Raw genomic sequence first — 26,437 nt, 5'->3', positions numbered from 1 at the left:
CCCGCGTCGATGTAGCGGCACCGGTGCTCGCCGAGCGGGACGAACGTGAGGTGGTGCCGCCACGTGCGAACCCGCCCGCCGTGCTCGGCGGCGTGGATCTCCAGCGGGTCCAGCCGCTCGACCGTGATGTGATGCGTTCACCCGGGAACACGCCAAACCACCACAACCGCTCCCTGCCGTGTGCACCCACCTCGATGCGCTCGGGCACGTCCATCCGGTACAGCCGCAGCACCGGGCTCATCACGAAGGCCATCACCTCGGGTTTGCGCGCCAGCCCGGCCGCAACCTGCGCAGGACCCGGCACAGCTGGCGACGCGAAGGTGTCGCGGTGTTCGGAGATGAACCGGCCCGCCGCCCGAAAGCCTCATAATGACAACGGTTTTCATTGTAAGGTGACGATGGTGAGATCGACTGATCGATCGCGTCGGACGGCTGGCCCCCTCCCACCTGTTCCGACGGAATCACCGATTCCGCAGGCGAGCGATACCTTCATGGAGGTGCGGCCGTGTGGTCGACGATCAAGCTGTTCCTGGCACTGCGACCGCGGGCCTGGGTGGAGATAGCCGGCCTCGTCGGCCTGATGCTGCTCATCACGGCGACGTATGTCGGTCAAGGGCTGCTGATCGCGGACCTGTTGTCCAGGGCGTTCTCCTCGGTCGAGATGGAGGGGCTGCTGGCGCCTCTGGCCGCGATCGGCGTGCTGCAGTTGGCTCGGATCGTGCTGATTGTCGTGAAGGATTCGTGGGCACCGCGGGTGTCCGCGCGGGTCAAGGAGGCGGTGCGCGAACGCCTCACGCTCAAGCTCATGGAGATCGGGCCCGGCCAGGCGCAGCGGATGCGCACCGGCGATCTGCAGTCGACGCTGGTGGACTCCGTTGAACTGCTCGACCCGCTGGTGGGGCGGTTCGTGCCCACAGTGGTGGCCTCCGTCATCGGGTCCTGCCTCGCTTCGGGGTATGTGACAGCGGTCGACCCGGCGGTGGGCCTCGTCGTGCTCGCGTGCGCCCTCCTGGCGCCCCTGTCCAAGGTGGCGGGGGAAAAGTGGATCAAGGAACGCGGTGGCCGCTGGATGGTGTCCTACCGGGGCCTCTACGCGGAGAGCCTGGACGCCGTGCAGGGGATGGCGACGCTCAAGGCGTTCAATGCCAGTGGCAGGCGTGGCCGGGAGCTGGTCGAGCGCGGTGAGGCGTTCTGCCGGGACTCCATCCGTCTGATGGTGGCGTGGTGCGGCACCTCAAGTGTCGGCGCGCTGATGGTGCCGATCGGTACGACGGCCGCGGTGGGCCTGGGTGCCTGGCACGCGGCCACCGGCTCGATGAGCGTCGCGGGGCTGTTCACGATCCTGATGCTGACCCGCGAGACCTTCCGGCCCATGGATGAGCTGGAGGCGGCTTACCACTCGGCGTACTCCGCCATCCCGGCCGGTCGGGCGGTCGCCGACGTGCTGCGCCTGGAACCGCAGGTGCAGGACACGGCGACAACGGCCCCTGCCTTGCGACAGACCCCTCCCGGGCTGGAGTTCCGCGACCTCCGGTTCTGCTACCCGACCCGGCGCGCCCCGGCCCTGGACGGGTTCAGCCTGGTGGTCGCGCCGGGCGAGCGGGTGGCCATCGTGGGCCGCTCCGGAGCGGGCAAGAGCACCGTGCTCGGCCTACTGATGCGCTACTTCGACGCCGACGCGGGCTCCATCCGCATCGACGGCCGCGACATCCGCGAGTTCCCGCTGGCCGGCCTGCGGTCACTGGTCGGTGTCGTGGCGCAGGACACCTACCTGTTCCACGGCACGGTTCGCGAGAACCTGCTGCTCGCCAAACCGGACGCCACCGACGAGGAGATCCGTCGTGCGGTGACCGCCGCGCAGGCGGTCGATTTCATCTCTCGCCTGCCCCAGGGCTTCGAGACGGTCGTCGGCGAACGCGGCCTGAAACTGTCCGGTGGCGAGCGCCAGCGCATCGCGATCGCGCGTGCGCTGCTCAAGGACGCTCCCGTGCTCGTCCTCGACGAGCCGACATCGAGCATCGACGCCGCCAACGAGGCGGAGATCACCCAAGCTCTCGGGGACCTGACCCGCGGCCGGACGACGGTCGTCATCGCGCACCGGCTGTCCACGGTGCGCGACGCCGACCGGATCGTCGTCATGGACTCCGGCCGGGTGGTCGAGTACGGCAACCATCCAGACCTCTTGGCACGCAAGGGCCTCTACGCCGAACTCGTCGCGACCCAGACCGGAGCGCCCGCATGACCTCGACCACCCACACCCACGAGCACGGCGTCCGACACGGTCACGGACACGGACAGGGTGACGCGCCGGTGACCGGCCGGGCGCTGGTCACCAGGCTGAGGAACCTGATGCCCCTGCTGGGCGAGCACCGCCGACTCATCGGGGTGGCCTACCTGGCCGGTGTGCTGCACCAACTGCTCCTGCTTGCCTCGTCCGGGATCGGCGCGTACGTGGTGGCACGGGCGGCCGAGGGCGCCTCGGCGGACCAGCTCACCGGCTGGCTGATCGTGCTCGGCTGCCTGATCCTGCCGCTGGTCGTCATGAACATCGTCGACAGCACCTACGCCCACGTCGCCGCCTTCCGCGCGCTGGCCGACACCCGGGCCAAGGTGTTCGCCGCCTTCGAGCGGCTCTCGCCCGGTTACATGCTCGAACGGCGCTCCGGCGACCTCGGCTCCGCCGCCGTTTCCGACGTGGAGCAGATCGAGCTGTTCTTCGCCCACACGCTCAGCCCGCTGGCCGTCGCGTCGACCGTTCCGGTGGCCACCACCGTCGCACTGGGCTGGTTCCACTGGTCACTGGCCTGCGTTCTGATTCCGGTCCTGGTGCTGCTCGCCTCGGTCCCGGCATGGTTGCGGCGCCAGGCCGAACGACACGGACACGAGCTGCGCGACTCCCTCGGCCGGATGAGCGCCGACAGCACCGACACCTTCCAGGGCCTGCGCGAGCTGGTGAACTTCGGCGCCCACGCCCAGCGACTCGGGCTGCTGCGCAAGCAGAGCGTCCGGCTGGCCAAAGCGAAGTCCGCGCACGGACGCCGAAGCGGCATCGAGTACGCCGCCACGGACACCATCGCCCTCCTGGGGATACTCGCGGTGCTCGTCCTGGGCGCGCGGCTCGTCGTCGCGGGCGACCTCGACCGCTCCCTCTTCCCGGTCGCTGTCGTGCTCGCCGCGATGGCGATGCTGCCAGTGCTGAAGGTGACCGAGGTCGCACGCGAGTTGTCCATGGTCGCGTCATCAGCTGACCGCATCAACACGCTGCTCAACGCGCCCGCCCCGGTCTCGGACCTGGTCAGCCGGGCGCCGGCGGGCCCGGTCGTGCCGCATGTCCGCTTCGACGCCGTCACCTTTGCCTATCGCAGTGACCTGCGGCCCGCCGTGCGGGACGTCAGCTTCGACATCCGTCCCGGCGAGACCATCGCGCTGGTGGGGCACTCCGGTGCGGGCAAGTCGACCTGCGCCAACCTGCTGCTCAGGTTCTGGGACGTCACCACCGGGTCGGTTTCCGTGGGCGGGCACGACGTCCGAGACTTCCCACAGGAAGACCTGCGCCGCCTCATGACACTGGTGCCGCAGGACACCTTCCTGTTCAACACCAGCCTGCGCGAGAACATCCGTCTCGGCCGCGCCGACGCCTCCGACGACGAGGTCGAGGCCGCCGCGCGGGCCGCCCAGGCCCACGGGTTCATCACGACGCTGCCGGACGGATACGACACGGTCGCGGGCGAGCTCGGCGCGCTCATGTCCGGCGGGCAGCGGCAACGGATCGCGATCGCACGGGCCCTCCTGAAGGACGCCCCGATCCTCGTCATGGACGAGGCCGTGTCAAACCTCGACGCCGCGAGCGAGCAGGCCGTCACCCGGGCGATGGACGAGGCCCGGCACGGCCGCACCGCCCTGGTCATCGCCCACCGGCTCTCCACCATCAGGACCGCCGACCGGGTCGTCGTCCTCTCCGGCGGACGAGTGGTCGAGACCGGAACCCACGAGGAGCTTCTCGCCGTCGGCGGCGCATACGTCGACCTGCTCGCCTCACAGCTCGACGGATTCACCGAACAGGGCTCCTGAAAGGTGGTGCGAGCACCCCGCCCACATCGAGCCAAGGGGCGGAGATCTCCGGTGTCCGGGGGCCGGGGTCCGGCCCTTCGCACTCACCGCCTGGCCCGATCGTTCCGGTGACGTCCGCATCCACTACCGGTGACGTGTCCAACCCGTCCCGATGGCCATCCACTTGGACCCGCAAGCCCTTCTGTACCCGCATGCGGGCTGCTAGCCTCTTCTGCTATGAAAACGAAAACGATTATCGCTACGCTTGCCTCCGTAGCGATGGTCGCGGCGGGTTGCGCGGGCGGCGGGTCCTCCGATGCGGGCAGGCAGGAGACGGCCACGGGGTCGGGCGCGGTGGACTACCCGTTCACCATGAAGAACTGCGGCACCGACGTGACCTTCGAGGCGGCGCCGCAGCGAGTCGTCACGCTGAACCAGACCGCCGCCGAGATCCTCATCCACCTGGGGGTGGGCGACCGGATCGTCGGATCGGGATACGAGATCTACGAGCCGCCGGACGAGATCGCCGAGCAGTACGAGAAGATCCCGATCCTGTCCCCACACGGACAGCCGATCAAGCACGAGCAGCTGCTGGAAGCACAGCCGGACTTCGTCTACAGCTCCTTCGGGAGCTTTCTCACCGCGGCGCAGGGCGGCGAACGGGAGCAGCTGCACAACCTGGGCGTGCCGACCTACGTGACCGAGTTCGACTGCACCGAGCACGTGAGCGTGGCGGGCGCGGATTTCGAGATGCTGTACGAGGAGTACCGCCAGCTGGCCAGGATCTTCGACATGCCGGCCGCGGGGGAGAGACTGGTGACCGAACAGCAGGCCGTGGTGGACGAGGCGCTGGGCACCGTCGAGAATCGGGACACCCCGCTGAAGGTGATGTGGTTCTACTCCACCTACGGCGGTACTCCGTGGGCAGCGGGTCCCGGCGGTCTGCCGCAGCACATCTCCGAGCTCGTCGGGGTCGAGAACATCTTCGATGACGCGTCGACCAAGTGGGCCGAGGTGAGCTGGGACGAGGTCGCCGCCCGGAATCCCGACGTCATCATCCTGGCCGATCTGACCAGGGGCGAACCCTATGACACCGCGCAGGAGAAGATCGACCTGCTCAAGAGTGACCCGCTCACCAGCAATCTCGGCGCGGTCACAGGCGACCGGTTCATCACCATCCCCGGCGGCCAACTGGACCCTTCCTACGGCAGCGTGGATGTGGTTCCCGCGCTTGTCGAAGGCCTGAACCAGTTCCGGTGAGCAGCCGACCGCTATGACAACGAGTCCACGCAGGACCGCCGGGCGCACCAAGAACCCGATCGTCGGCCATGAGACGGTTCCGGCGAGTCCGCGGCGCGCCGCGACGGCGGCCTTCTTCCTCCTGGCCGCGGCCGGGCTGCTGGTGTCGATCGTCGCGGCGTCCCTGTTCGGGAGCGCGAACATCGGCCCCCTCGATGTCGTCTCCACGATCCTGCGGCATGTCGGCCTGGGCGGGATCGCCCCCACCCCGCCACTGCCGAAACTGCTGGACGCCCTGATCTGGGAGTCACGCTTCCCTCGGGTGTTGCTGGCCGCCGCCGTCGGCGCGGCCCTGGCGGTCTCGGGCGCGGTCCTGCAAGCGATCACCAGGAACCCCCTGGCCGACCCCTACCTGCTGGGGGTTTCCTCCGGTGCCTCCACCGGCGCGGTGGCCGTTCTCCTGCTGGGCATCGCCGGAGGCATCTCCCTCTCGACCGGAGCTTTCGCCGGTGGTCTGGTCGCCTTCGGCCTGCTGCTGGCACTGCTCGGTGGGGGGCGCGTCGACAACCCTTCCCGCGTGGTGCTCACCGGCGTACTCGTGTCCCAGTTCTTCGCCGCCGTCACCTCGGTCATCCTCATGGTCAGCGGGGACGCGAACTCCACCCGCGGCTTCACCTACTGGCTGCTCGGCACCCTCGCGGGTGCCCGGTGGGAGGGGGTGAGCGTCACCGTCGTGATCATCCTGATCGGGGTGCTCGCCATTCAGTTCTTCGCGCCGGCCCTCGACGCCTTCACGTTCGGCTGGGACTCCGCCGCCGCCCTGGGGATCAACGTCACCGCCGCCCGCATCTGGCTGATGGTGCTGACCGCCGTCATCACGGCGGCTGCCGTGGCGGCCTCCGGCGCGATCGCCTTCATCGGGCTGCTCATCCCGCACGCCGTCCGCATCCTGGCAGGCCCGACGCACCGCTCCCTGCTACCCCTGTCGGCGATCGTCGGCGCCATCTTCCTCATCTGGGTGGATACGTTCGCACGGACCGCGTTCACGCCCCACGAATTGCCCGCAGGCGTCATCACCGCGCTTCTCGGCGCGCCCGCCTTCGCGCTGGTTCTGAAGCGTCTGGAGTCCTGATGGGCCGCATCACCTCCACCGAACTCTCCTGGTCGGTCAAAGGTCACCGGCTGCTCGACAACATCGAGATGGCGGCCCAGGACGGGAAGATCGTCGGGCTCCTCGGCCCCAACGGCTCGGGCAAGTCGACACTGCTGCGCCTGCTCGCCGGGTTGCGCCGCCCCGACACCGGAATCGTCCGCTACGACGACACCAGCCTGCGTGATCTCGGCCGCCGTGTGCTCGCCCGGCGGCTCGCCGTCGTCGAACAGGACGTGTCCGCCCACAACCACGTCAGCGTTCGCCAGGTCGTGGAACTCGGCCGCACACCTTTTCGGGGTCGCTTCGACGCACTGACCAGGCACGATCAGCAGATCGTCGACGCGGCACTGGAACGGGTCGACGTCGCCGACAAACAGCACCGGGCCTGGCACACCCTCTCCGGAGGAGAGAAACAGCGCACCCAACTCGCCCGTGCCCTCGCCCAGGAGCCCCGCGAGATCGTCCTCGACGAACCCACGAACCACCTCGACATCCGGCACCAGCTCGAACTCCTCGCTCTGCTGAGAACGCTGGACGTCACCTGCGTCGTCGCCCTGCATGACCTCAACCTCGCCGCCCGCTACTGCGACCACATCGTCATCCTCGACCACGGACAGGTGGTCGCCGCAGGCACCCCTGAGACCGCACTGACCTCCGACCTGATCGAGTTGGTCTACGGCGTCAACGTGCTCATCGACCGCGAACCCACCACGGGCATTCTCCGAGTCACCTACCTGGCTGCCACCCCCTTGGGAACGACAGCCAGGAAAGCGATGCAACTCGATCCTCAGTAGGTGGCCGCCGTTCGACGGTCCAGAGATGCCGATTCTGACCGTGACGACGGCGGAGCGGGGCGGCGCAGAGGGCAGCCACATGGCGCCGGGGGGAGCGCTGTTCCCCCGGCGCCATGTGGCTGAGAACCGAGCGTGTCGGCTCCCCGCGCACCACGAGCCCCGCGCCGGAATCACGGGCCGGGCCGAATCGGCCCCGAACCCCGGGGCCGGACAGCGACGAGGGTATCGCCGCCCGCATGCGGACCTCTCATGGTGACGTCTTCTCGGCCTCCAGCAGGAGGCCGCGCGATGCTCGTCCCCGTACGCGCCGGCGATGCGCAGCAGTTCGCCGTCGGTGCGACGACCCGGAACCGGCGACCGGCGAGCGGGATGGCGGCGAACAGGAGCACGTGAGAACGCCGTGGCGCCAGCTGTGCTGGTCGAGGTGACACTCGACGGCGAGCTCCCGCTTGCGCGTGACGAGGCGAGCGTCGCCGGTAGTCTGCGCCGCGCATGGTCGTCGACGGTTCCGTGCGGCATGCCGTCGGGGGCGGTACGAGGCCGGCGCGCGGGGCCAGCAGTCCACTGATCGCAGTCGTCGCCACGCAGCCGCGCGCTCCGATCAGCCACACTCCCACCCGTTCGCCAGTCATGTCCCGTCTCCGTAGTGGTGATGCGGGTGGTCCTTCGGTGCCCTGGCGGACGCCTGGCCGGTGGCGGCGGCGGGTGGGGCGTAGGCCCGCAGCAGGGACTCCGAGGGCAGGGCGTACAGCACCTCCAAGCGGCGGCGCCGGGCCCGGTGACCAGGACCGGGTCGAAGGCCCTCGCGGCTCCCATCGCCTGCGTCTCGGCCAGCGCGGCGAGGTTGGCCTCGTTGTCCAGCAGGATCGGGTACGAGGGATTCCCAGGAGGCGGCGATCTCGTCGACGACGGCGATGTCCCGCCAGCCCAGGTTCGGCGCCACGCGGACGACCCCGGTGGCGGACTCGACCAGGCCGGGCACCGCGATCGTCATGCCGACCGTCCGGATGTCCTTCTTCTCCAGGCCGCGCAGCACCGCGCCGGGCAGCTCGGCCACCAGGCTGGAGACCGTCGCCTTGTTCAGGCCCGTCTCTACCGCGAGCCGGGCCCGTGACCGGGGGCCGTGGTCGCGCGGGTAGGTGAGCACGAGCGAGAGGTTCTGCCTGCGGACCGCGATCTGGTCCGCGGCGGACATGCCGACCCGCGGTCGGATCTGAGCGCCGCTCATGCCGCCCCTTCGTGTGCCCCCACGATCCGGCACCGAGGCCGGATCGTGATACTGGAATGACGTTGTCACGCAGGTCAAGAGTTTGCCTGTTGAGCGGAAATCTAATCAGGCCCCAATGGAGGGTCAAGATGGAGGACACACCCCGGGCGGCCAATTCTGAGACTGGCCAGTGACCCTGAGCCCTGAGCTCTGAGCCCTGAGTCCCAAACATCGCAGCATCAAACAGAATGCAAAGGTATCTGTCATCGGGTGAGGGGCGTCGGGCCGGTGGTGCCGACGGCCCCGGCGCGGGCGGCACGCCGGGAGCGCCGGCCCGCCGGACGGACGATGCGGACGTCGTTCCCCGGCTCTGTCTCTTCTCGCCGCGCGTGCGCCGCGTACTCTCGCGGAAAAATCATTGCCTCGAACGCGCCGATGACGCCTGCGTGCGGCCGGCGCGACGCCGCAGGGAGGACGCCGTCCCCCGCCCTGTCGAGTCCTCCGCCATCCGTCCGTGCATTCATCACGAATGGCACACTGTTCCCACCCCGTTCCCATGCCGTTCCCACCATTTTCGCGGCGTTTCTCCCCACAGTGACCACGGATCGCAGCGTCCGCGGGCGCCATGCCGCGACCGCGCACACGCCGCCGACCTGCCACAAGTCGGCACGGGCCGACTCCATGTGACGCCGCGTCCCCCGCGGCCTGCTGCCGCCGCTCGCCGTTCCCGTTGCTGAGGAATCGGATGCGGCGCGCGCCTGCGAGGAAACAGAAAAATCAGAAAGAAGTCGCTGGAATGAGCACGAGAAAAGGCACGGGTATTTCCTCCGAGAATCTCACTCTCGACGGTGGAACGGGGGAAGGCATGGGCCTGAAAAGACCCATGCCTTCCCCCGTTCGGCAGATTCCGTCAGAGCTGCTCGCGCAGTGCCTCGCCGACGGAGATCAGGAGTTCACTCACCTCCTGGTCCTTCACGAGCTCGGCCTGATCAATGAAGCGGTTGAGCCATGCCTCCGCCTTCCCGGGCTTCGACGTGCTGTAGGCCTCGGCCTTCTCCAGATAACTGATCAGCTTGTCGCCGGTGCGCTCGCTGATCCGGTCCTCGCTGACGAGGTGCTCCACCAGAGCGATGGCCCCGGCGTAGTCGGCCACGACGGTGAACGACGCCCGGGACTCCGCGGTGTTGCCCGCCACGTCCGTCACGGTCGCGGCGAGCACGTGGTCGCCGAGTCCCAGGCCGGCCGGGTCGAGGGTGACCGGTGTCCCGGCCGGCTCCCCGTCCAGGGTGAACTCGACCCCGGCCACACCCGATGTCGCGTCCTCGGCCTCGGCCGTCACCTCGACGACGTCGGCCAGGCTGATCTCGTCGCCGTCGGCGATGCCGGTGAGGGATACCACCGGAGCGGAGCCGTCGATCCGGATCACCGTGGACACGACATCCGAGACGTTGCCCGCGGTGTCGCCGGCCCGCACCTGCACCGTGTGCGTGCCGTCGTCGGACAGGGTGAATGGCGCCGTGTACTCCGACCATGCGCCGTCACCGATCCGGTACTCGGTGGCGACCTCGCCGCCCTCCTCGTCGGTGGCGGTCGCCGTCACCGTCACGGGCGTCGTCCACCACCCGGCCTCGCCGTTGGGTTCGGCGGGGTCGGTCGTCACCTCGACGGCCGGCGGGGTGGTGTCGTCGTCGAGGAGGTGGAAGTAGTCGAAGGACGCGGGCTTCGACGCCGTCTGCGGGCCTCCCATGGCGTAGACGCCGAACTGCATGCCGCCGCCGGCCAGCGCCTCGTTGGTCACCGGCGGCAGGTCGGTCCAGGTCTCCCCGTCCGCGCTGTAGGAGCCGGTGAAGGCGTTGCCCGCCTTGGTCATCCGCAGGTACCAGACACCCTGGGTGGGTGCCGGAGACGCGTTGGGCTGCGGCGAGAGGACGACGTCGTCCGCCTCACCGCGCATCTCGATCCCGCGGCTGACCGCGTTCCCGGGGGCGTTGGTGGTGAGGTAGTCGAACTTGACGTAGGTGCCGTCGTCGGCGTACGCCATCAGACCCGCCTGCTGGTACTGCTCGTCGTAGGCGGACGCGTCCACCTTCGTCTCGATCGTCCAGTCGCCCTCGGGAGCGGGCTGCAGGATGAGGTTGTCCGGGTCGGTGTTGCTCCCTCCGTAGATGTCGCCGTCGCTGGAGTCGATGCGCAGCGCGCCGTCCGCCACCTCGCGGGCCGACGGGTCGGACCGGACGATGCCGGACCAGCGGCACGCGTCCAGCTCGGTGCCGTCGAACTCGTCGGACGGCTCGGCCGCGCCGGCGGTGTCGTCGGGTGTGACGACGAAGTTGTCGAACTCCGCTGTGATGGGCAGCGCGCTGGCCAGGTTGACCAGGCCGAACATGCCGATCCGCGGGTTCTCGATGGCCCCGAGGGACTTGGTCTGCGGCATCTCGGTGAACGTGCTGCCGTCGCCGCTGTAGGAGGCCCGCAGGGTGCTGCCGTCACTGGTGAAGCGGACCCAGACGGTGTCCGGGTAGTCCGCGCCCAGCGGGGCGGTGTTGCTGTCGGAGACCTCGTTGGGCTGCCCGTTGTCCTCCAGGATGAACTGGAAGATCCGGCTGGCCGCGTCGGGCCCGGAGGTGGAGCGGCCCCCGAGCACCATCTTGGCGTAGTTGTCGTCGTCGCCGTAGACGATGAGCCCGGCCTGCTGGTACGCGAGGCGCGCGGGCAGGGTCAGCTTCGTGGTCGCCTCCCAGGCTCCGTCCGGGAGGTCCTGGAGCACGATGTTGGGCGTGTTCCTGTTGCTGGTGCCGTAGATGTCGGTGTCGGTGAGCGGGATGACCAGGTGGCCGTCGCGCACGGCGAGGTCCTGGTTCTCACGGATCACCTCGGTCCACCGGCTCCGGTCCAGCTCCGCGCCGTCGAAGCCGTCGGACCTGCCGGTCAGGCAGACCGGCTCCTCGGCCCCGACGTTGATCGCGACGCTCTGCGAGGAGACCGCGCCACGGCTGTCGGAGACGCTGACCCGGGCCTGGTACCGGCCCACCCCGGTGTAGGTGTGGGTCGCGGTGGGGCCGGTGGCGGTGGTGCCGTCCCCGAACTGCCAGGCGTACTCCACGATGTCGTCACCGTCCGGGTCGACCGCGTCGGCCGCGAAGCTCACCTCCAACGGTGCGGTGCCGCTCACCGGGTCGGCGGTCAGGGTCACCTCCGGGCGCTGGTTGTCGGTGACGCCCCGGCCGTCGAAGTCGACCCAGTTGACATTGAGCTCGCCGCTGGTCTTCACGAAGTACAGCGGTCCGCTGGTGGTCGCCGACGGCCCGCTCACCGGGGCCGCGAAGTCGCCGTAGGTCTGCCACGCCCCGGTGGGCTCCACCTGGATGGTCGCGACCGTCGGGCCGGTGTCGGGGTCGCCGGTGCGGACCTCGACGGTGGCGCCCGCGGTCGGTGACGCCGCGCGCAGGCTGATCTCCTCGATGTTCGTGAGGTTGGCGGGGTCCCAGGCCCACCAGTCGCCGTCCTCGATGAATCCGATGTTCTGGCCGCCGCCGGCCGTGTCTCCCGTCGTCTCGGCCACCACGCCGGGATCGCCACCGGCGGCGGAGGTGGTCAGGCGGCCGGTGGTGTCGAAGTGCTCGGCCTCACGGTGCTTGGGCTGGAGGACGATCACCTCCGTGGTGGTGAGCGGCGGCGCCGCCCCGTTGCCCTGGTCGGTGTAGCTGACCTTCACGGTGCCGAAGATGTTGGCGCCGATGTGTCCCTGATCGCCTTCCAGGGGGATCACGCCGGTGCAGCCGTGGTACTGGCTGCCGCCGTGGTCGTGCTCATCGTGCCCGAGGGCCGGCTGCACCACCACGTTCTCGCAGTCGATCGCGCCGTCCTCCGGATCGGTGACCTGGACCTCGTAGGCGATGGTGTCGCCGAAGTCGAAGAACCCGCCGTCGGCCGGGGCGATGACCTCGATGGATGGCGCGGTGTTGCCCGCCACGATGTCGAGGTTCGACACGGAGGACCGGCCGTCCTGGTCCGTCACGGTCAGACGCACCGTGTACTTCCCGGGGTCGGCGTAGGTGTGCGTCGGCGCCACCTCGGCGCTGTCCTCGGTGCCGTCGCCGTCGAAGTCCCACGAGACGGTGATCGGTCCGCCCTCGGGGTCGAAGGAGTCGCCGGAGTCGAAGGCGACGTCCAGGGGCGCCGGGCCTGAGGTCCTGTCCGCGGTGAAGCGGGCCACCGGGGCCCGGTTGCCGGAGGTGTAGTCGATGCGGTAGATGCCGGAGTCGGCGTTGTTGCCGCCGAATCCGCTGCCCCACTCGATCAGGTAGAGCGCGCCGTCGGGGCCGAACTGCAGGGCATGGGGCCGGTTGAAGCTCATCTCCTGGAGCATCCGGGAGACGTCCGCGACATCGGCGCGGTCCTCGGTGGGCTGCACCGAGAACAGCCGGCCGTCGTTCCAGTCGGCGAAGACGGCCTTGCCGTCGAAGTACTCCGGCCACTTCCGGCCGGAGTCCAGCGCCGGGTCGTAGTCGTAGGCGCCGCTGGTCATCGGCGCGCCACTGCCGCCGATCTCCGGAACGCCGGTGGCGGACTTGCCCATCCACATCTCGGCCGGGATGGCCGCCGGCAGGTCGGTGACGCCGGTGTTGTTGGGGGACTCGTTGACCGGCGCGGAGCAGTCGAACGTCCCGCCGGAGGTGGCGGTGGCGAAGTCGTAGTCGTTGTAGGGCGTGTTCGCGCCGACGCAGTAGGGCCAGCCGTAGAAGCCGGGCTCGTCGACGATGTTCCACTCGACGCGGCCGTCCGGTCCCCGGGCGGGGTTGGCGCTCCCGGCGTCCGGCCCGTAGTCGGCGACGTAGAGCCGGTCGGTGGCCGGGTCGATCCCGATCCGGAAGGGGTTACGGAAGCCCATGGCGTAGATCTCGGGCCGGGTGTCCGCCGTGCCCGGCGGGAAGAGGTTGCCCTCGGGAACGGTGTAGGTGCCGTCCGGCTGCGGGGTGATCCGCAGGATCTTGCCGTTGAGCACGTTGCTGTTCGCCGCCGAGCGCTGGGCGTCCCAGAACGCCCGTCCCGGGCGCTCGTCGATCGGGCTGTATCCGTCCGAGGCGAACGGGTTGGTGTTGTCGCCGGTCGCGATGTACAGGTTGCCCTGGCCGTCGAATTCCAGGGCCCCGCCGGCGTGGCAGCACTCGGTGCGCTGCGTGTCGATCTCCAGGACCACCTCCTCGCTCGCGGGGTCGATGGTGTTGCCCTCGAGTGTGAAGCGCGAGACCCGGTCCACCGGATCGGATCCCGACGGGGAGTGGTAGAGATACAGCCAGTTGTTCTCCGCGAAGTCCGGGTCCAGGGCCAGGCCGAGGAGTCCGAACTCCTGGCCGGTGTAGACCGGGATGTTCCCGGCCGTGACCACGGAGCCGTCGGTGAGGACGACGCGCACGGCGCCGTTGCGGTCGATGTAGAAGACCCGGCCGTCGCCGGCGATCGCCAGCTCCATCGGGTTGCTGGTGTTGTCGTCCAGCGCGACCTTTTCGTAGCTGCTGGTCAGCGACGCGGAGCAGTCGGCGTCCACCACGCCCGCGGCGGAGCGGATGCCGCCCAGCAGGTGCTCCAGGAACAGCTCCTCGGAGAACGCGGCGGCGTCGTGTCCCATGCCGGTGTACCAGGCACGACCGCCGTCGTAGTTCTGGCACCAGGAGATCGGGTGCTCCACGCCCATGGAGCCGCCGGAGTAGGTGCTCTCGTCGTACGACGCGAGCACGTGAACGTTGCCGCGCGGGTTCGAGCGGAAGTTGTACAGCTCCTCCGAGCGCTGCCACAGCACCGGCAGGCCGGCGGTCGACGGATGGGCGGGATCTTCCACCTTCACCGTGACGTTCTGCGGCGCGGGGTGGCCCGAGAAGTAGGCACCCACCAGGCCGCCGTACCACGCCCAGTCGTACTCGGTGTCCGAGGCCGCGTGGACACCCGCGTAGCCGCCGCCGCCCTGGACGTACCGCTCGAACGCGGCCTGCTGGTCGGCGTTGAGGACATCACCGGTCGTCGAGAGCCATAGGACGGCCTCGTACTGGGCGAGGTCGGTGTCGTTGAACACCGAGGCGTCCTCGGTCGCGACCACCTCGAAGCCGTTCTCCTCACCGAGCGCCTGGATCGCGGCGACACCGGCGGGGATGGAGGTGTGGACGAACTCCGCGGTCTTGCTGAACACCAGGAGGCGGAACGTCTCGTCCCCGTGACCGGGATGAGCGGAGGCCATGTTCACGCCCGTCAGAACCATCAGGACCGCCATGACGAAGCCTGCGGCGCGCACCGCTCTTCGTCTCAGCCGTCGGGAAAGTGTCGTCACTAGTTGCCCCTAACTGAACACGTGTAGTTAGAGCGCTCCCATGGTTTCCGAGGCGGGTCCCCGGGCGTTCGGCCCTTGGCGGCGACGCGGCCACACCGTGGCCACATCCCCGGTGGCCTGAGGTTCCAGCGGTCACGGCGAGCGGCGCCCCGTTCCTCGCAACCGACCTTTTGTCAGGCCGGATGACAAATTAGAAGTGGGGACGAATCCAGTCAAGACATCGCGCACGATGTTTTAGGAGATAAGCGGACAAGGCATCCCTCAGCCCTGAGGGCCTCCGCGCATCAAACCGGCGGCCAGCCGCCCTCTCCACGTGTCCTCCCGCTCCGTCATGGGCGTGACCGGATGTGGTCGGTGAGGTGGGCCGTAGGTCCTCCAGGGCCGATGCCGGGACCATGCTGCCGTCGTGGCTCAGGACCCGCTCGGCCCCCTGGCCCACCAGCCGGATGCCGCCGCGCTGGTCGAGGCGTACCAGGTCCCCGGGGCGAAGCCAGCCGTCTGTGTCGGTGCCGACCTGCTGGGCTGCCGTGTCGCTTGAGAAGGCCGGCCCTCGCTGATCTCAGAAGACCTGGCTCTCGGGAAAGTCACGTCGGGTTGGCGGGCTGAGCGGGCGGGAGAGGGTGGGAGATCTGGTAGCGCAGGAACAGGTACGACGCTCGTCGCCGGGCGCTGACGAGGTCCGCTGTCCGGCGGTGGGCGGGTAGCAGTTCGAGGCCGGCGATCAGGCCGGGGCGGATCGTGTTCGCACGGCCGGCCAGCACGGGGGCGGTGGTCAGGAACAGCTCGTCCAGCAGCCTCTCGCGGATGAGCTGCCCGATCAGGTGTGGGCCGCCCTCGGTGAGTACCACGCCGTGTCCGCGGGCGCGGACGGCGTCGATCACGTTGCTGATGGGCAGGCGAGGGCCACGCCCGGCCGCCAGGACAGTGCAGGTTGCGGGGAGGCGTGCATGAAGGTTTCTGGCGTTTTCCGCGGTGGTGAGGATGACGGCGTCGGCGTGGAGGGCGGGGTGCTCGGTCGGGAGGTCGCCGCTCGCGGTGACCACGACGAGTTCCGGGTCGGGGGCGCGGCGTCGGCGGTGGCGGAGTTCAGCGAAGTCGGCTGTGGCGGCCGGGTAGACGTGCTGGGGCGTCCACAGGTGGTGTGGTGAGGCGCGCAGTGTGCCTGCTCCGATGACGACGGCGTCGGCGCAGGCCCGCAGCAGCCCCATGACGAAGCGGTCCGTCGCCTCGTTTCCACTGATGGCCGAGCCGGAGGAGGGGTGTTCGGGACCGAGGGCGACTACTCCGTCGAGGGAGGCGACGAAGTTGCTGTAGATGACGGGTTCGGCGAAGCCCAGGTCGCTTCCGTAGAGCTCGGTGAGCGCTGGTGGCAGGCTCCAGCGCGGTAGCTGGGGTGCCTCGTACAGCGGCACCAGAGGCCGCGCCTGCGTGCCCGGGGCATCGGCGCCGGTGTCAGGCCCGGCCATGTCCCGCGCTCCTCGGCCCCGACAGCTCGAAGAACTCCATCCTCAGTTGGCTTTCGGTGTCGTAGGTACCGCGCCAGTAGGTGGTGCGGGTGGTGGACTCGATCTCACGGACGCCGCGCATCTGTGTGCACAGGTGGACCGCCTCCAAGTGCACTGCGACGCCGTGGGGGAGCAGGATGCGTTCCAGTGCGTCGGCGAGTTGCTGGCCGATGCGCTCCTGTACCGAGAAGCGGCGGGCGAACAGCCGGAGCAGGCGGGTCAGTTTCGACAGGCCCAGAATGTGTTCGTGGGCGACGTAGCCGATGTAGGCGGTGCCGAAGAAGGGCAGGGTGTGGTGCTCGCACAGGGAGAAGAAGGGGATAGGTCCTTCCACCACCTGGCTGATGCGGCAGTCCGGGCCGCCGCGGCATTCGGTCGGGAACGCGGTGACCAGTTTCTCGTCGCCCTCATATCCGCTGGTCGCTTCGAAGATCGCGCGCAGGTAGCGGCGTGGGGTGTCGGCCGTCGCTGGTGATCCGTCGGGCATGCCCAGTGCGGTGAGGATCTCCCGCATGTATCCCTCGAATCGCTGCCATTGCTCGGGGGTGATCTGCCGGGGGCGGACAGCGGCCCATTCCTCGCTGTCGTAGCCGATGTCGTCACCGGCCAGGCCGCCCACCGTGGGCGTGTCGACGGGGTGATGTTGCTGATGAGTCACATGCCACCGCTTTCCTGCGGCTCCGTTTCCCTGCCGCGTGGCCGTCCAGGCCCGGGGAACTGCGAGAGCCGACGCCGCTTTCGCGCATGCCACGGGCACTGATCGATGGGGTCGGCCTCGGCCTCCGGTGCTCGTGGCCGCCTCGACCGGGTCCCCTGCGCGCCCCTGTATCCCTCGACGCCTCGAGCATGCAGCGGCGACCGAGATGGCGCACCCGGGGACCCGCCGTGCGGTGGACTGGGGGTCTCGCCTGGTCCCGCACCCTCGGGATGCGCGGCCCCGGCTGATCGGTGAGTCTTGATCCGAGGCGGCGTTTCGCGGGTTCGTGACGTCCGCGGCGACTGAGGCGAGGTGATGAGCAGATGGTGACCGACACTCTCGCGCGGCTTGCCGCCTCCGGGGTGTCGGCCTGGCTGGACGACCTGAGCCGGCAGCGGCTGGCGGATGGCAGCCTGGCCAGGCTGGTGCGCGACCGGCACGTGGTGGGCGTGACCACCAACCCGACGATCTTCGCGCACGCCATCGAGGGCAGCGACTCCTACGACGAACAGCTCACCGACCTCTCCCTGCGCGAGGTCGGGGTGGGAGAGGCGTTGCGCGCCCTGACCACGCTCGATGTGCGGTGGGCCTGCGATGTGCTGCGGCCGGTGTACGAGGCCACCGGAGGTGTGGACGGGCGGGTGTCGATCGAGGTCGATCCGCGGCTGGCGCACGACGAGGCACGCACGGTCGCCGAGGCGCGGGCGCTGTGGTGGCTGGTGGACCGGCCGAATCTGTTCGTGAAGATCCCCGCGGCCAAGCAGGGCCTTGGGGCGATCAGCGCGTGTCTGGCCGAGGGCATCAGCATCAACGTCACGCTGCTGTTCTCGCTGGATCGCTACGACCAGGTGATGGAGGCGTTCCTGACCGGCATGGAACGCGCCCGGGAGGCCGGGCGTGACCTGTCCGGCATCGCGTCGGTGGCGTCGTTCTTCGTCTCACGGGTGGACACCGAGATCGACCGGCGGCTCGACCGGATGGGCGGCGACCAGGCCGCCGCGCTGCGCGGGCAGGGGGCCACCGCCAACGCCCGGATCGCCTACGAGCACTACGAACAGATGCTCGCCACAGAGCGGTGGAAGCGGCTGGAGCGGGCCGGTGCCAGGCCGCAGCGCCTGCTGTGGGCGTCCACGGGCGTGAAAGACCCGGCCTACGACGACACCCGGTATGTCGTTGAGCTGGTCGCCCCCGATGTGGTCAGCACCATGCCGGAGGCGACGCTGAACGCGGTCGCCGACCACGGCGTGGTGCCGGCCAGCGGCATCCGCGACACCTACGGACAGGCGCATCAGGTGCTGGAGGAACTGGCCGCACTCGGCATCGACTACACCGACGTCGTGCGGGTTCTGGAGGACCAGGGCGTGGAGAGGTTCGAGGCCAGCTGGGACGAACTGGCCGGCAAGCTCTCGGACAGCCTGCGTGCTTCCGGCACCTCCCAGCCGCACGGCACACAGGGCAGCACGGAGCACACGTGAGCGCACATCAACGCACCTTCGTGATCACCGGGGCGAGCCTGGCCGGGGCCAAGGCCGCCGAGGCGCTGCGCGGCCACGGTTTCGACGGCCGACTCCTGCTCATCGGCGACGAGCCGGATCGACCGTACGAGCGGCCGCCGCTGTCCAAGGGCTACCTGCGGGGCAAGCAGGACCGCGAGACGATCTTCGTTCACCCGCCGCGCTGGTACACCGACCAGGACATCGATCTGCGCCTGGACACCACGGTCACCACGATCGACCGGAACCGGCACGCGGTCACCGTCTCCGGCGGCGAGAGCATCCCCTACGACAAGCTGCTGCTGGCCACCGGCGCCTCACCGCGCCGCCTGCCGGTGCCGGGCGCCGATCTGGACGGCGTCCTGTACCTGCGCCGCGTCGGCGACTGCGAACGCATCATGGACACCTTCCGCACCGCCTCCCGCGTCGTCTTCATCGGCGGAGGCTGGATCGGCCTGGAGGTCGCCGCCGCCGCCCGGGAGGCCGGCGTCGAGGTGACCGTGATCGAGCCGGGCGAACTGCCGCTGCTGCGCGTCCTGGGGCCGCAGATCGCACCCGTCTTCGCCGACCTGCACCGCGAGAACGGCGTGGACCTGCGACTGCGCGCGCACGCCACCGAGATCGTGGGCGGGAACGGAAGGGTCGCCGGGGTTCGGCTCACGGACGGCGCCCGCATCGACGCCGACGCGGTCGTGGTCGGCATCGGCGCCGTTCCCAACACCCGGCTGGCCGTCGAAGCCGGTCTTCACATCGACAACGGCGTGGTGACCGACGCGTCCCTGCGCACATCGGACCCCGACATCCACGCGACCGGCGACGTGGCCAACGCCCTCCACCCGATGCTGGGCAAGCACATCCGCGTCGAGCACTGGGCCAACGCCCTCCACCAGCCCGGGACGGCCGCGCGAGCCATGCTCGGCGAGCCCGCGTCGTACGACCGCGTCCCGTACTTCTTCACCGACCAGTACGACCTGGGCATGGAGTACGCGGGCTACGCCGAGCCCGGCGACTACGACGACGTGGCCGTACGCGGGGACCTGAACGGGCGGGAGTTCATCGCCTTCTGGCTGTCCAACGGCCGCGTGCTGGCCGGCATGAACGTCAACATCTGGGACGTCAATGACGCGATCCAGCACCTGGTCCGCTCGGGTGACCGCATCGACCGCAACAGGCTCACCGACCCGGACATGCCCCTGGACCAGCTCACCGCGGGGTGAGCCGCCGCTCCGGCTGGTGATCACGTGTCACCCGGACGTCGTCCCGCCCCGGTTCCGGCTGTCCGCCAATCCGGCGATCGCGGCGCCGTCGCGCAGCACATCACGCAGCGTGGCAGGGGTCAGCCCGCCGGTCTCCGTGAACGTCGCCGAGCACGACGAGGGCCCCGTGCGCGGAGGCCGGGCGCGGACGGGGCAGCTGCCACCCGGCGGCATCGAGCACCGGCAGCAGCGCCTGCCAGGCGAACCCGCCGAGCACGACGATCGCCCGCAGGGCCGACCGCAGCATCCGCAGCTCGCGCGCGAGCCAGACCGTGATCCGCACACCGAGCAGTTCCATCCCGTCGCCAGGGTGTGTAGCGGTGGGCTGGGAAGCCAGCCCGGCCGCGTGCAGAGCGGGGTAGAGCACGTCACCGGAGGGGTCCCCCGAGAAGATGCGTCCGGTGCGGTTGCCGCCGTGCGCGGCCGGAGCCGACCCGATGATCACCAGCGGCGCGTCCGGAGGACCGAAAGCCGGACACCGGCCGCGCCCCTACCGGGTCGGCCGCTCCGCATACCCACGGTCCTCTCCTCGCCCATCCTCGCCGGACGGCCGCCGTCAGCCGACGACCTGCCCGCTGGGCCAATCGCCCATAAAATGGATGAACTGGAAAAGGTGCCGAAGCCACACCGACCGGTGGCCCGCGCACGCCGGCCACCGCTCGCGCGAGCTCACCGGATGGCAGGGCGCTCCCAGCTCACAGGGTGTACCGGAGAGGTGCGGATGATGACCAAGAAGATCACCTACCGCAGAGTCTATGAGGAGACCTCCGCCAAGGACGGCAAGCGGATCCTCGTCGACCGCGTCTGGCCCCGGGGCATGCGCAAAGAAGACGCCCATCTGGACGAATGGCTGCGTGATGTCGCGCCCTCGACCGAACTCCGCAAGTGGTACAGCCACGAACCCAGCCGCTACCCCGAGTTCCGCCGCCGCTACATGGCCGAACTACGCGACCCCGGACGCCGGCAGGCAGCCGAGCATCTGCGTGACCTGGCAAGCCACGACAAACTCACCCTGCTGACCGCCAGCAAGGACGTGGACCACAGCCAGGCGGCCGTGCTGGCCGAATGGCTCACCGGCAGCGGCTCCTCCACGACCTGATCCGCCAGAATCCGGCAAGCGACCACCGCATCACCGCCATCGAACGCTCGCGCCCCAGGTACGTCGTGCGCGGCGCACTACAGCGGGCGGTGGGCGCACGAGTGAGAACACCCTGCGCCATCGTCCTGGCCCACCTCGGCACCCTCCACCTACGCCGCGGCGACCCTGCTTTTCGTCGGCTGCGCGGCGGGTGCTGTCCGCGTCACGTCATCGTATCCTCCGCGTCGCCGACGCCGGGGCAACCGTCGCCTGGCACGAGCGCTTGGGCTTCCCCGCCTCACATCAGCCAGCTCGCCACCAGGAGACTGAGCAGTGCCATGTCCGGCCCGGCGATGACTCTGTTGACGGTTTGCAGCGAGACCGCCCCGAAGGGCGTCGAGAGGAGGGCGGTTTCCGCTGCCGCGCTCCGTATCGAACGGCGCCGCGCCGTGATCGCTCCCGGCAGCGCGACGAGCATCAGCGGCATCACGAGACCGATCACCGGGATGACGGTGCGGAGATGGCGCGCCAGCACCGCCCCCGCAAGGCTGGCGGGCCACCTGATCCGGTACAAGAACGCCGGCAGCAGCCGCTTGGCCGCCTTGGTCTCGCGTTGCCGCACGACGTGAACGATCTCGTGGTCCAGCATCGTGATCCCGGCACCGACGGACCATCTGCCGCTAGCGCCTCGGTGCAGCTGCCATCGCGGCGTGAGCTCCGCCCGTATGCCGCCCAGTGTCCAGGTCCCGCTCCGGGCGACGAGCAGGCTGATCAGGCCGACGAGGAGACAGCTCCAGGCGATCACGGCGGCCGGGCCGTTCCAGGCCTCGCCGACCGCCAGAACCACGCCGGTCGAAACGAGGACGAGGGGGACGAGCCGAGCGACTTGGTCGAGGTCGCGGCGCTGAAGTCGCAGGGTGATCACCAGCAGGAGCTGGAGCGCGACCCAGACGGCGAGTGCCGGAACGACGTACGGGTCACCGGCGGCCGAGAGCGCGAGTCCGCTGAGCACCGCGACGACCGCTGAGACGAGCGCCCCGACGACGAGCGCGCCGATCCTCTCGCGTCGCAGCCACCGCGACGGGTGGTGACCTGCCACCACGACGGTTTTCAAGAACGTTCGGATCTCGAACGCCATGGGCCCTGACCTGCGGCCATACGCGATTTCGGCCGACATCACGACATGTCTGACCACAGGTTGACCACGGAAACGGAGCGCGCCGCCCATCGCCACAGAGCGGGCGACACGTGCGGATCCCTGGGTCTTCTCACCGATCGTGAACGGTCGGGTCAGGCCGATCAGCTCCGCGAAGCGCCAGGCCGGCATGTGACCACCGGCGCCGATCCCCGGTCGAACGTGTACACCTCGGCGTACAAGGGCGGCGACTCCGAGATCGTCATCGTCGTCATCAACAAGGGGACCCCAGAGCGTGACGACCTTCGTGACCGGGTAACGCGGACCGGGTGGCCCGGGGCGGGATGCGCCCCGGGCCACCCGGGTCCGAAAGGGTGAGCCGAATCGGCGACCTGGTCGCCCAGGCCGATCTGTGCCTAGGCTCATCTGCTCCGGTTGGCGGCACGAACGATGTCACGAGCTTCGCGGCTGCTGATCACACCGTCGGCCTTGAGCTGAGTGGTCACCTCCCTCACGTGGCCGATGAATGCGCGCTTGCTGCTCCACGACTGCTCGTCCAGGATGAGGTCGTTGATCGTGCATCCGTCGCCGACGTCGTAGTTCGGAACACCGCTGTCGACATCACCGATGATCACGGTCTCCCGCTGATCGGGATCGGTGCACGCACCCGGGTCCACGATCGCCTCGCCGAACTCCATCCAGTTCACGCGCACCTGAGCGTCCGGGAAGACCAGGTACAGCGGGAACGTACCCACGGTCTGGTTCAGGTCGAGCGTCACGTTCTGCCAGGTCGCGGCGTCCTCGGCGAGCAGGATGCTCGCGTCGTTGCCCATCCCGGAGGAGTCTGCGGCCGTGGCGCCGCCGTCCTCCTCGAACTGGTACCAGGCGACGTTGCCGCCGCCGACGTCCCCGCCGCCGGGAGCGGCGGTCAGCGACTGGATCTCGGCCGGGGTCAGGGCGCGGTCGAAGAGGTTGAAGTCATCGACAGAGCCGTTGAGCAGCGGGTCGGCCTCCCACTGCGAGTCGCCGATCCAGTTCTGCGTCGTCTGACCGAGGTCCGACGGGTTCAACGTGAGGTTGTCATTGGTCCCGATCGGCTCACCGTCCAGGTACAGCGTTCCCGTCGTACCCGACAGGGTGACGGCGACGTGGTGCCAGCCGCCGGTGGGCAGCGGCTGCGAGCCCTCGATCTGCTGCTCGCCGGAGCCGGTGGTGATCGCGAACCTCAGGTTGTCGCTGCCGCCGGCACTCGGCGTCAGGAACATGTAGTTGCCGGTGCCGGTTCCGAAGTCGAAGACCCGGGCCCACGTCTGGTTGCCGGCCCAGTTCACCCACGCGGAGATGGTGACGTCGTCGACACCGCTGACGACACCCGCGGGCAGCTCCACCTTCTCTATCTGGCTCGTGCCGTTGAGCCCGACGGCGCTGCCGAATCCCTCCGGGCCGGCCACTCGGGGCACCTCGACACTGCCCTCGATCTGAGCGGTGCCCAGCAGCTCACCGTCGGGCGCGCCACGCCGCACCTCGACCGTGGCGTCGCCGGCCGCGGCCGCGCGCAGCGTCATGTCGCCGATGCCGTCAAGGCTGTAGGGCTCGTACGAGGCCCACGCGCCGGCCTGCCCGGTGATCGCCTCACCGCCGCCCTCCGCGTCGTTCGCGTCGCTGACGCCGACGTCGGACGAGTCGCTGAAGTGCTCGACCTCCTTCCGCTTCTGTTGCAGGAAATGCGTCACGCCGCCCGTCAGCTCCGGTGAGCCGGCCTCGCCGCCGAGGTCGGTGTAGCTCGCCGTCACCGTCAGTGCGATGTCCGCGGCCTCGCCGTGCTCCGCGTCGGACTGGGTGGTGAGCACGCCCTCGCAGCCGGTCTGCAGCTGGCCGGGGTGCACGTGCTGGTTGCCGCCCTCGTCGTGGAAGAGACCCTGCTGGACGGTCACGCGCTCACAGTCGATCGCGTCGCCGGAACCGTCCTCGGCGTCCGCCACGGACACGCGATAGGGGATCTCGTCGCCCCAGTCGAAGGTCTGGCCCTGGTTCGGCAGCTCGATCGTCACCTCGGGCCGTGTGTTCCCCACGGTGATGGTGAGGTTGGAGCTGCTGGAGCGCCCTGACGGGTCGGAGACCGTCAACCGCGCGCTGTACTCGCCAGGCTCCGTGTACGTGTGGGTCGGGTTGGGCTCGTTCGACGTGGTGCCGTCACCGAGGTCCCACGCGTACGTCAGGGCGTCACCGTCCGGGTCGTGGCTGCCCTCGCTGGAGAACGTGACCTCCAGCGGGGTGGGCCCGGAGTCCCTGTCGGAGCTGGCCTCCGCGATCGGGGTGCGCGCCCCCTTGGTGTAGTTGATCCGGTACAGACCGGAGTCGGGGTTGACGTTCGATCCCGCGTAGTTGAAGTCCATGCCCCACTCGATCAGGTACATCGCTCCGTCCGGACCGAACTCCATGTCGTGCGGGCTGCGGAAGAGAGTGCTCGGCATGAACTGCTCGAAGCTCTCGTAGTCGCCGTTCTCGTCCAGCCTGAGCGCGCCGATCCACTTCCGGGACCACTCCATGACGAACACCGCGTCGTCGTAGTACTCCGGGAACTGCCCGTCGCCCAGCAGCCCTTCCTCGTAGTGGTACACGTCACCGGCGAACGCGGAGCGGCCGGCTCCCCCGGGAAGCTCCGGGAACTGCGGCGACGACCCGTACGGGTACCAGACGAAGGCGTCCTTGGCCGGTGGCACGACGTCCAGGCCGGTGTTGAACGGCGAGTCGTTGGCCGGGCCGTTCTCGCAGTCGAAGGACTCGCCGGGAGTGCTGGTCGCGAAGTCCCATTCCCGGTACGCCTGGCTGTCGGCGATGCAGTACGGCCAGCCGTAGTTGCCCGCCTCGCGGATCTGGTTCCACTCGTCGTAGCCGCGCGGGCCACGGTCGGGGTTGTCGGTGCCCGCGTCGGGGCCGACCTCGCCGGCATAGACCCAGCCGGTCTCGTCGTCGACGGCGATCCGGAACGGGTTGCGGTGGCCCATCGTGTAGATCTCGGGCCGGGTGTTCTCGGTACCCGGCGGGAACAGGTTGCCCTCCGGAATCGAATACGTGCCGTCGTCCTCGGGCGTGATCCGAATGATCTTGCCGCGCAGGTCGTTGGTGTTGCCCGAGGTGCGCCGCGCGTCGTAGGCGCGCTGGGCGTCCTCGCTGGTCTGCTCCTCGTGGATACGTCCGTCGATCGGCGCGAAGCCGTCCGAGGCGAAGTGCGCGGTGTCGTCGCCGGTGGAGATGAAGAGGTTGCCGTCGGGCCCGAACCTCATCGAGCCGGCGGAGTGGCAGCACACCTCCCGCTGGTGCGGGATCTCGAGAAGGACCTTTTCGGACGCCATGTCCAGGGTGGCGCCGTCGAGGGTGAACCGGGAGACGTGTTGCACCTCCGGCGATGGCGCGCTGTAGAAGAGGTAGAGCCACTGGTTCGTCTCGAAGTCCGGGTCGAGGGCTATGCCCAGCAGCCCGTTCTCGTTGCCGCGGTGGACCGGGATCTGGCCGGCGATGTCCACGGCGCCGGTCTCGGGGTCGTAGATCTTCACCGTGCCGGCCAGCTCGACGTAGATGACCCGGCCGTCGGGGGCGACGGCGAGCTCCATCGGGTTGGCGGTGTTGTCGTCCAGCGCGACCTTCTCGAACGAGGCCTCCGTGGGTATCCCTTCGCGCGGCTCGCCGCAGTCGCCCTCGGCGACGCCCGCCGCCCACTGGATGCCGCCGAGGATGTGCTCGCGCAGCAGCGGTTCGTCATAGTGCTCCGGCTGGTGGCCCATCGCCGTGTACCAGGTCCGGCCACCGTCGAAGTTGGAGCACCATGCGATCGGGTGGTCCTCACCCATGGCGTCCGGTCCCGGGTTGTACGTCGACTCGTCCAGCGTGGCCAGGACGTGGACCTTCTCGCGCGGGTTGGCGGTGAAGTTGTACCACTCGTCCGAGCGGACCCATTCGGCCGGCAGCCCGGCGGTGGACGGATGCGTGGAGTCCTCGATCCGCACCGTGGCGTCCTGGAACTGGTCGGCGCCGGAGGGATGGCTCTGGAAGAAGCCACCGCCCATGAGGTCGGACCACCAGGGCCAGTCCGTCTTGTCCATGTTCGACGACGAATGCAGTCCCGCGAACCCTCCGCCGCGCTGGATGTAGCGCTCGAAGGCGTGCCGCTGTTCGGTGTTGAGGGTGTTCTCACCGTCGGTGTAGAAGACGAGGGCCTCGTACTCCGCCAGCCCTTGGTCGGTGAAGACCGAAGCATCTTGTGTCTCGGTCACGGAAAAGCCGTTCTCCTGGCCCAGTTCCTGAACAGCGGCGAGGGCCGACGTAATTGATTCGTGCCGGAACCCCGTCGTCTTGTGGAAGAACAGCACGTCGAATGCCTGCTCGGAATCCTGTGCGGAGCTGGTGGAAATTCCTGGAAGAAACGAAACCAGGAAAGCCGCCACCACCGTGAACAAGGTGTACCGATAACGTCTTCGCATAGTCTTCTCTCCATTGCCTCGTTGCGG

At 69.3% G+C, this 26,437-nt stretch carries 16 protein-coding genes; 9 read left to right on the top strand and 7 right to left on the bottom strand.

Annotation, left to right across the window (positions count from 1 at the left end; genetic code table 11):
• Positions 1-505 precede the first annotated feature (505 nt).
• The 5 genes from ACTWQH_RS20640 (at position 506) to ACTWQH_RS20620 (ending at position 7,236) form a co-directional block, all read left to right on the top strand.
• Entirely contained in the window at positions 506-2,242 is a 1,737-nt protein-coding gene (locus tag ACTWQH_RS20640) for an ABC transporter ATP-binding protein (RefSeq protein WP_443288126.1), read from the top strand.
• Positions 2,239-4,071, top strand: coding sequence for an ABC transporter ATP-binding protein (locus ACTWQH_RS20635; RefSeq protein WP_443288125.1), 1,833 nt, complete (start codon positions 2,239-2,241; stop codon positions 4,069-4,071). The genes ACTWQH_RS20640 and ACTWQH_RS20635 overlap by 4 nt, the downstream gene beginning before the upstream one ends.
• Before the next feature lie 258 nt (positions 4,072-4,329).
• Positions 4,330-5,310: an ABC transporter substrate-binding protein gene (locus tag ACTWQH_RS20630; RefSeq protein WP_443288124.1), complete on the top strand. Its 981-nt coding sequence runs from the start codon at positions 4,330-4,332 to the stop codon at positions 5,308-5,310.
• A 13-nt stretch (positions 5,311-5,323) separates the two neighbouring features.
• Entirely contained in the window at positions 5,324-6,421 is a 1,098-nt protein-coding gene (locus ACTWQH_RS20625; protein WP_443288123.1) for a FecCD family ABC transporter permease, read from the top strand.
• The gene (locus ACTWQH_RS20620) at positions 6,421-7,236 is read left to right on the top strand and encodes an ABC transporter ATP-binding protein (RefSeq protein WP_443288122.1); all 816 of its coding nucleotides are present in this window, start codon (positions 6,421-6,423) and stop codon (positions 7,234-7,236) included. The genes ACTWQH_RS20625 and ACTWQH_RS20620 overlap by 1 nt, the downstream gene beginning before the upstream one ends.
• Before the next feature lie 628 nt (positions 7,237-7,864).
• Here the strand turns inward: ACTWQH_RS20620 and ACTWQH_RS20615 are convergent.
• Together ACTWQH_RS20615 and ACTWQH_RS20610 are read right to left on the bottom strand one after the other, a co-directional pair.
• Positions 7,865-8,464, bottom strand: coding sequence for a hypothetical protein (locus ACTWQH_RS20615; protein ID WP_443288121.1), 600 nt, complete (start codon positions 8,462-8,464; stop codon positions 7,865-7,867).
• A gap of 889 nt (positions 8,465-9,353) precedes the next feature.
• Positions 9,354-14,729, bottom strand: a complete 5,376-nt coding sequence (locus tag ACTWQH_RS20610; protein ID WP_443288119.1) for a ThuA domain-containing protein — start codon at positions 14,727-14,729, stop codon at positions 9,354-9,356.
• A gap of 442 nt (positions 14,730-15,171) precedes the next feature.
• On the opposite strand from ACTWQH_RS20610, the gene ACTWQH_RS20605 reads away from it, so the two are divergent.
• A complete protein-coding gene (locus ACTWQH_RS20605; protein WP_443288117.1) occupies positions 15,172-15,303 on the top strand; it encodes a hypothetical protein in 132 nt (43 codons plus the stop codon).
• Between the two features lie 46 nt (positions 15,304-15,349).
• On the opposite strand, the gene ACTWQH_RS20600 is transcribed toward ACTWQH_RS20605, so the two are convergent.
• On the bottom strand, positions 15,350-16,231 hold the full coding sequence (locus tag ACTWQH_RS20600) for a dihydrofolate reductase family protein (RefSeq protein ID WP_443288116.1): 882 nt from the start codon (positions 16,229-16,231) through the stop codon (positions 15,350-15,352).
• Entirely contained in the window at positions 16,218-16,889 is a 672-nt protein-coding gene (gene folE / locus ACTWQH_RS20595; RefSeq protein ID WP_443288115.1) for a GTP cyclohydrolase I, read from the bottom strand. The genes ACTWQH_RS20600 and folE overlap by 14 nt, the downstream gene beginning before the upstream one ends.
• 404 nt (positions 16,890-17,293) lie before the next feature.
• On the opposite strand from folE, the gene tal reads away from it, so the two are divergent.
• A complete protein-coding gene (gene tal / locus ACTWQH_RS20590) occupies positions 17,294-18,442 on the top strand; it encodes a transaldolase (RefSeq protein WP_443288140.1) in 1,149 nt (382 codons plus the stop codon).
• On the top strand, positions 18,439-19,677 hold the full coding sequence (locus ACTWQH_RS20585; protein ID WP_443288114.1) for an NAD(P)/FAD-dependent oxidoreductase: 1,239 nt from the start codon (positions 18,439-18,441) through the stop codon (positions 19,675-19,677). The genes tal and ACTWQH_RS20585 overlap by 4 nt, the downstream gene beginning before the upstream one ends.
• A gap of 100 nt (positions 19,678-19,777) precedes the next feature.
• Here ACTWQH_RS20585 and ACTWQH_RS20580 read toward each other — a convergent pair whose 3' ends face one another.
• Entirely contained in the window at positions 19,778-20,161 is a 384-nt protein-coding gene (locus ACTWQH_RS20580; protein ID WP_443288113.1) for a uracil-DNA glycosylase family protein, read from the bottom strand.
• A gap of 279 nt (positions 20,162-20,440) precedes the next feature.
• On the opposite strand from ACTWQH_RS20580, the gene ACTWQH_RS20575 reads away from it, so the two are divergent.
• On the top strand, positions 20,441-20,815 hold the full coding sequence (locus ACTWQH_RS20575; RefSeq protein ID WP_443288112.1) for a DUF488 domain-containing protein: 375 nt from the start codon (positions 20,441-20,443) through the stop codon (positions 20,813-20,815).
• 277 nt (positions 20,816-21,092) lie between these two features.
• Here ACTWQH_RS20575 and ACTWQH_RS20570 read toward each other — a convergent pair whose 3' ends face one another.
• Together ACTWQH_RS20570 and ACTWQH_RS20565 are read right to left on the bottom strand one after the other, a co-directional pair.
• Positions 21,093-22,121, bottom strand: a complete 1,029-nt coding sequence (locus ACTWQH_RS20570) for a hypothetical protein (RefSeq protein WP_443288111.1) — start codon at positions 22,119-22,121, stop codon at positions 21,093-21,095.
• A gap of 230 nt (positions 22,122-22,351) precedes the next feature.
• Entirely contained in the window at positions 22,352-26,410 is a 4,059-nt protein-coding gene (locus ACTWQH_RS20565) for a ThuA domain-containing protein (RefSeq protein ID WP_443288110.1), read from the bottom strand.
• Between the last annotated feature and the right edge of the window lie 27 nt (positions 26,411-26,437).

It is taken from the genome of Streptomyces sp. 6N223 (genome assembly GCF_052246635.1).
In the GTDB taxonomy this organism is placed as follows: domain Bacteria; phylum Actinomycetota; class Actinomycetes; order Streptomycetales; family Streptomycetaceae; genus Streptomyces.
The sequence above is the reverse complement of the archived record's forward strand: the minus strand, read 5'-3'. Positions and strand labels throughout refer to the sequence as shown.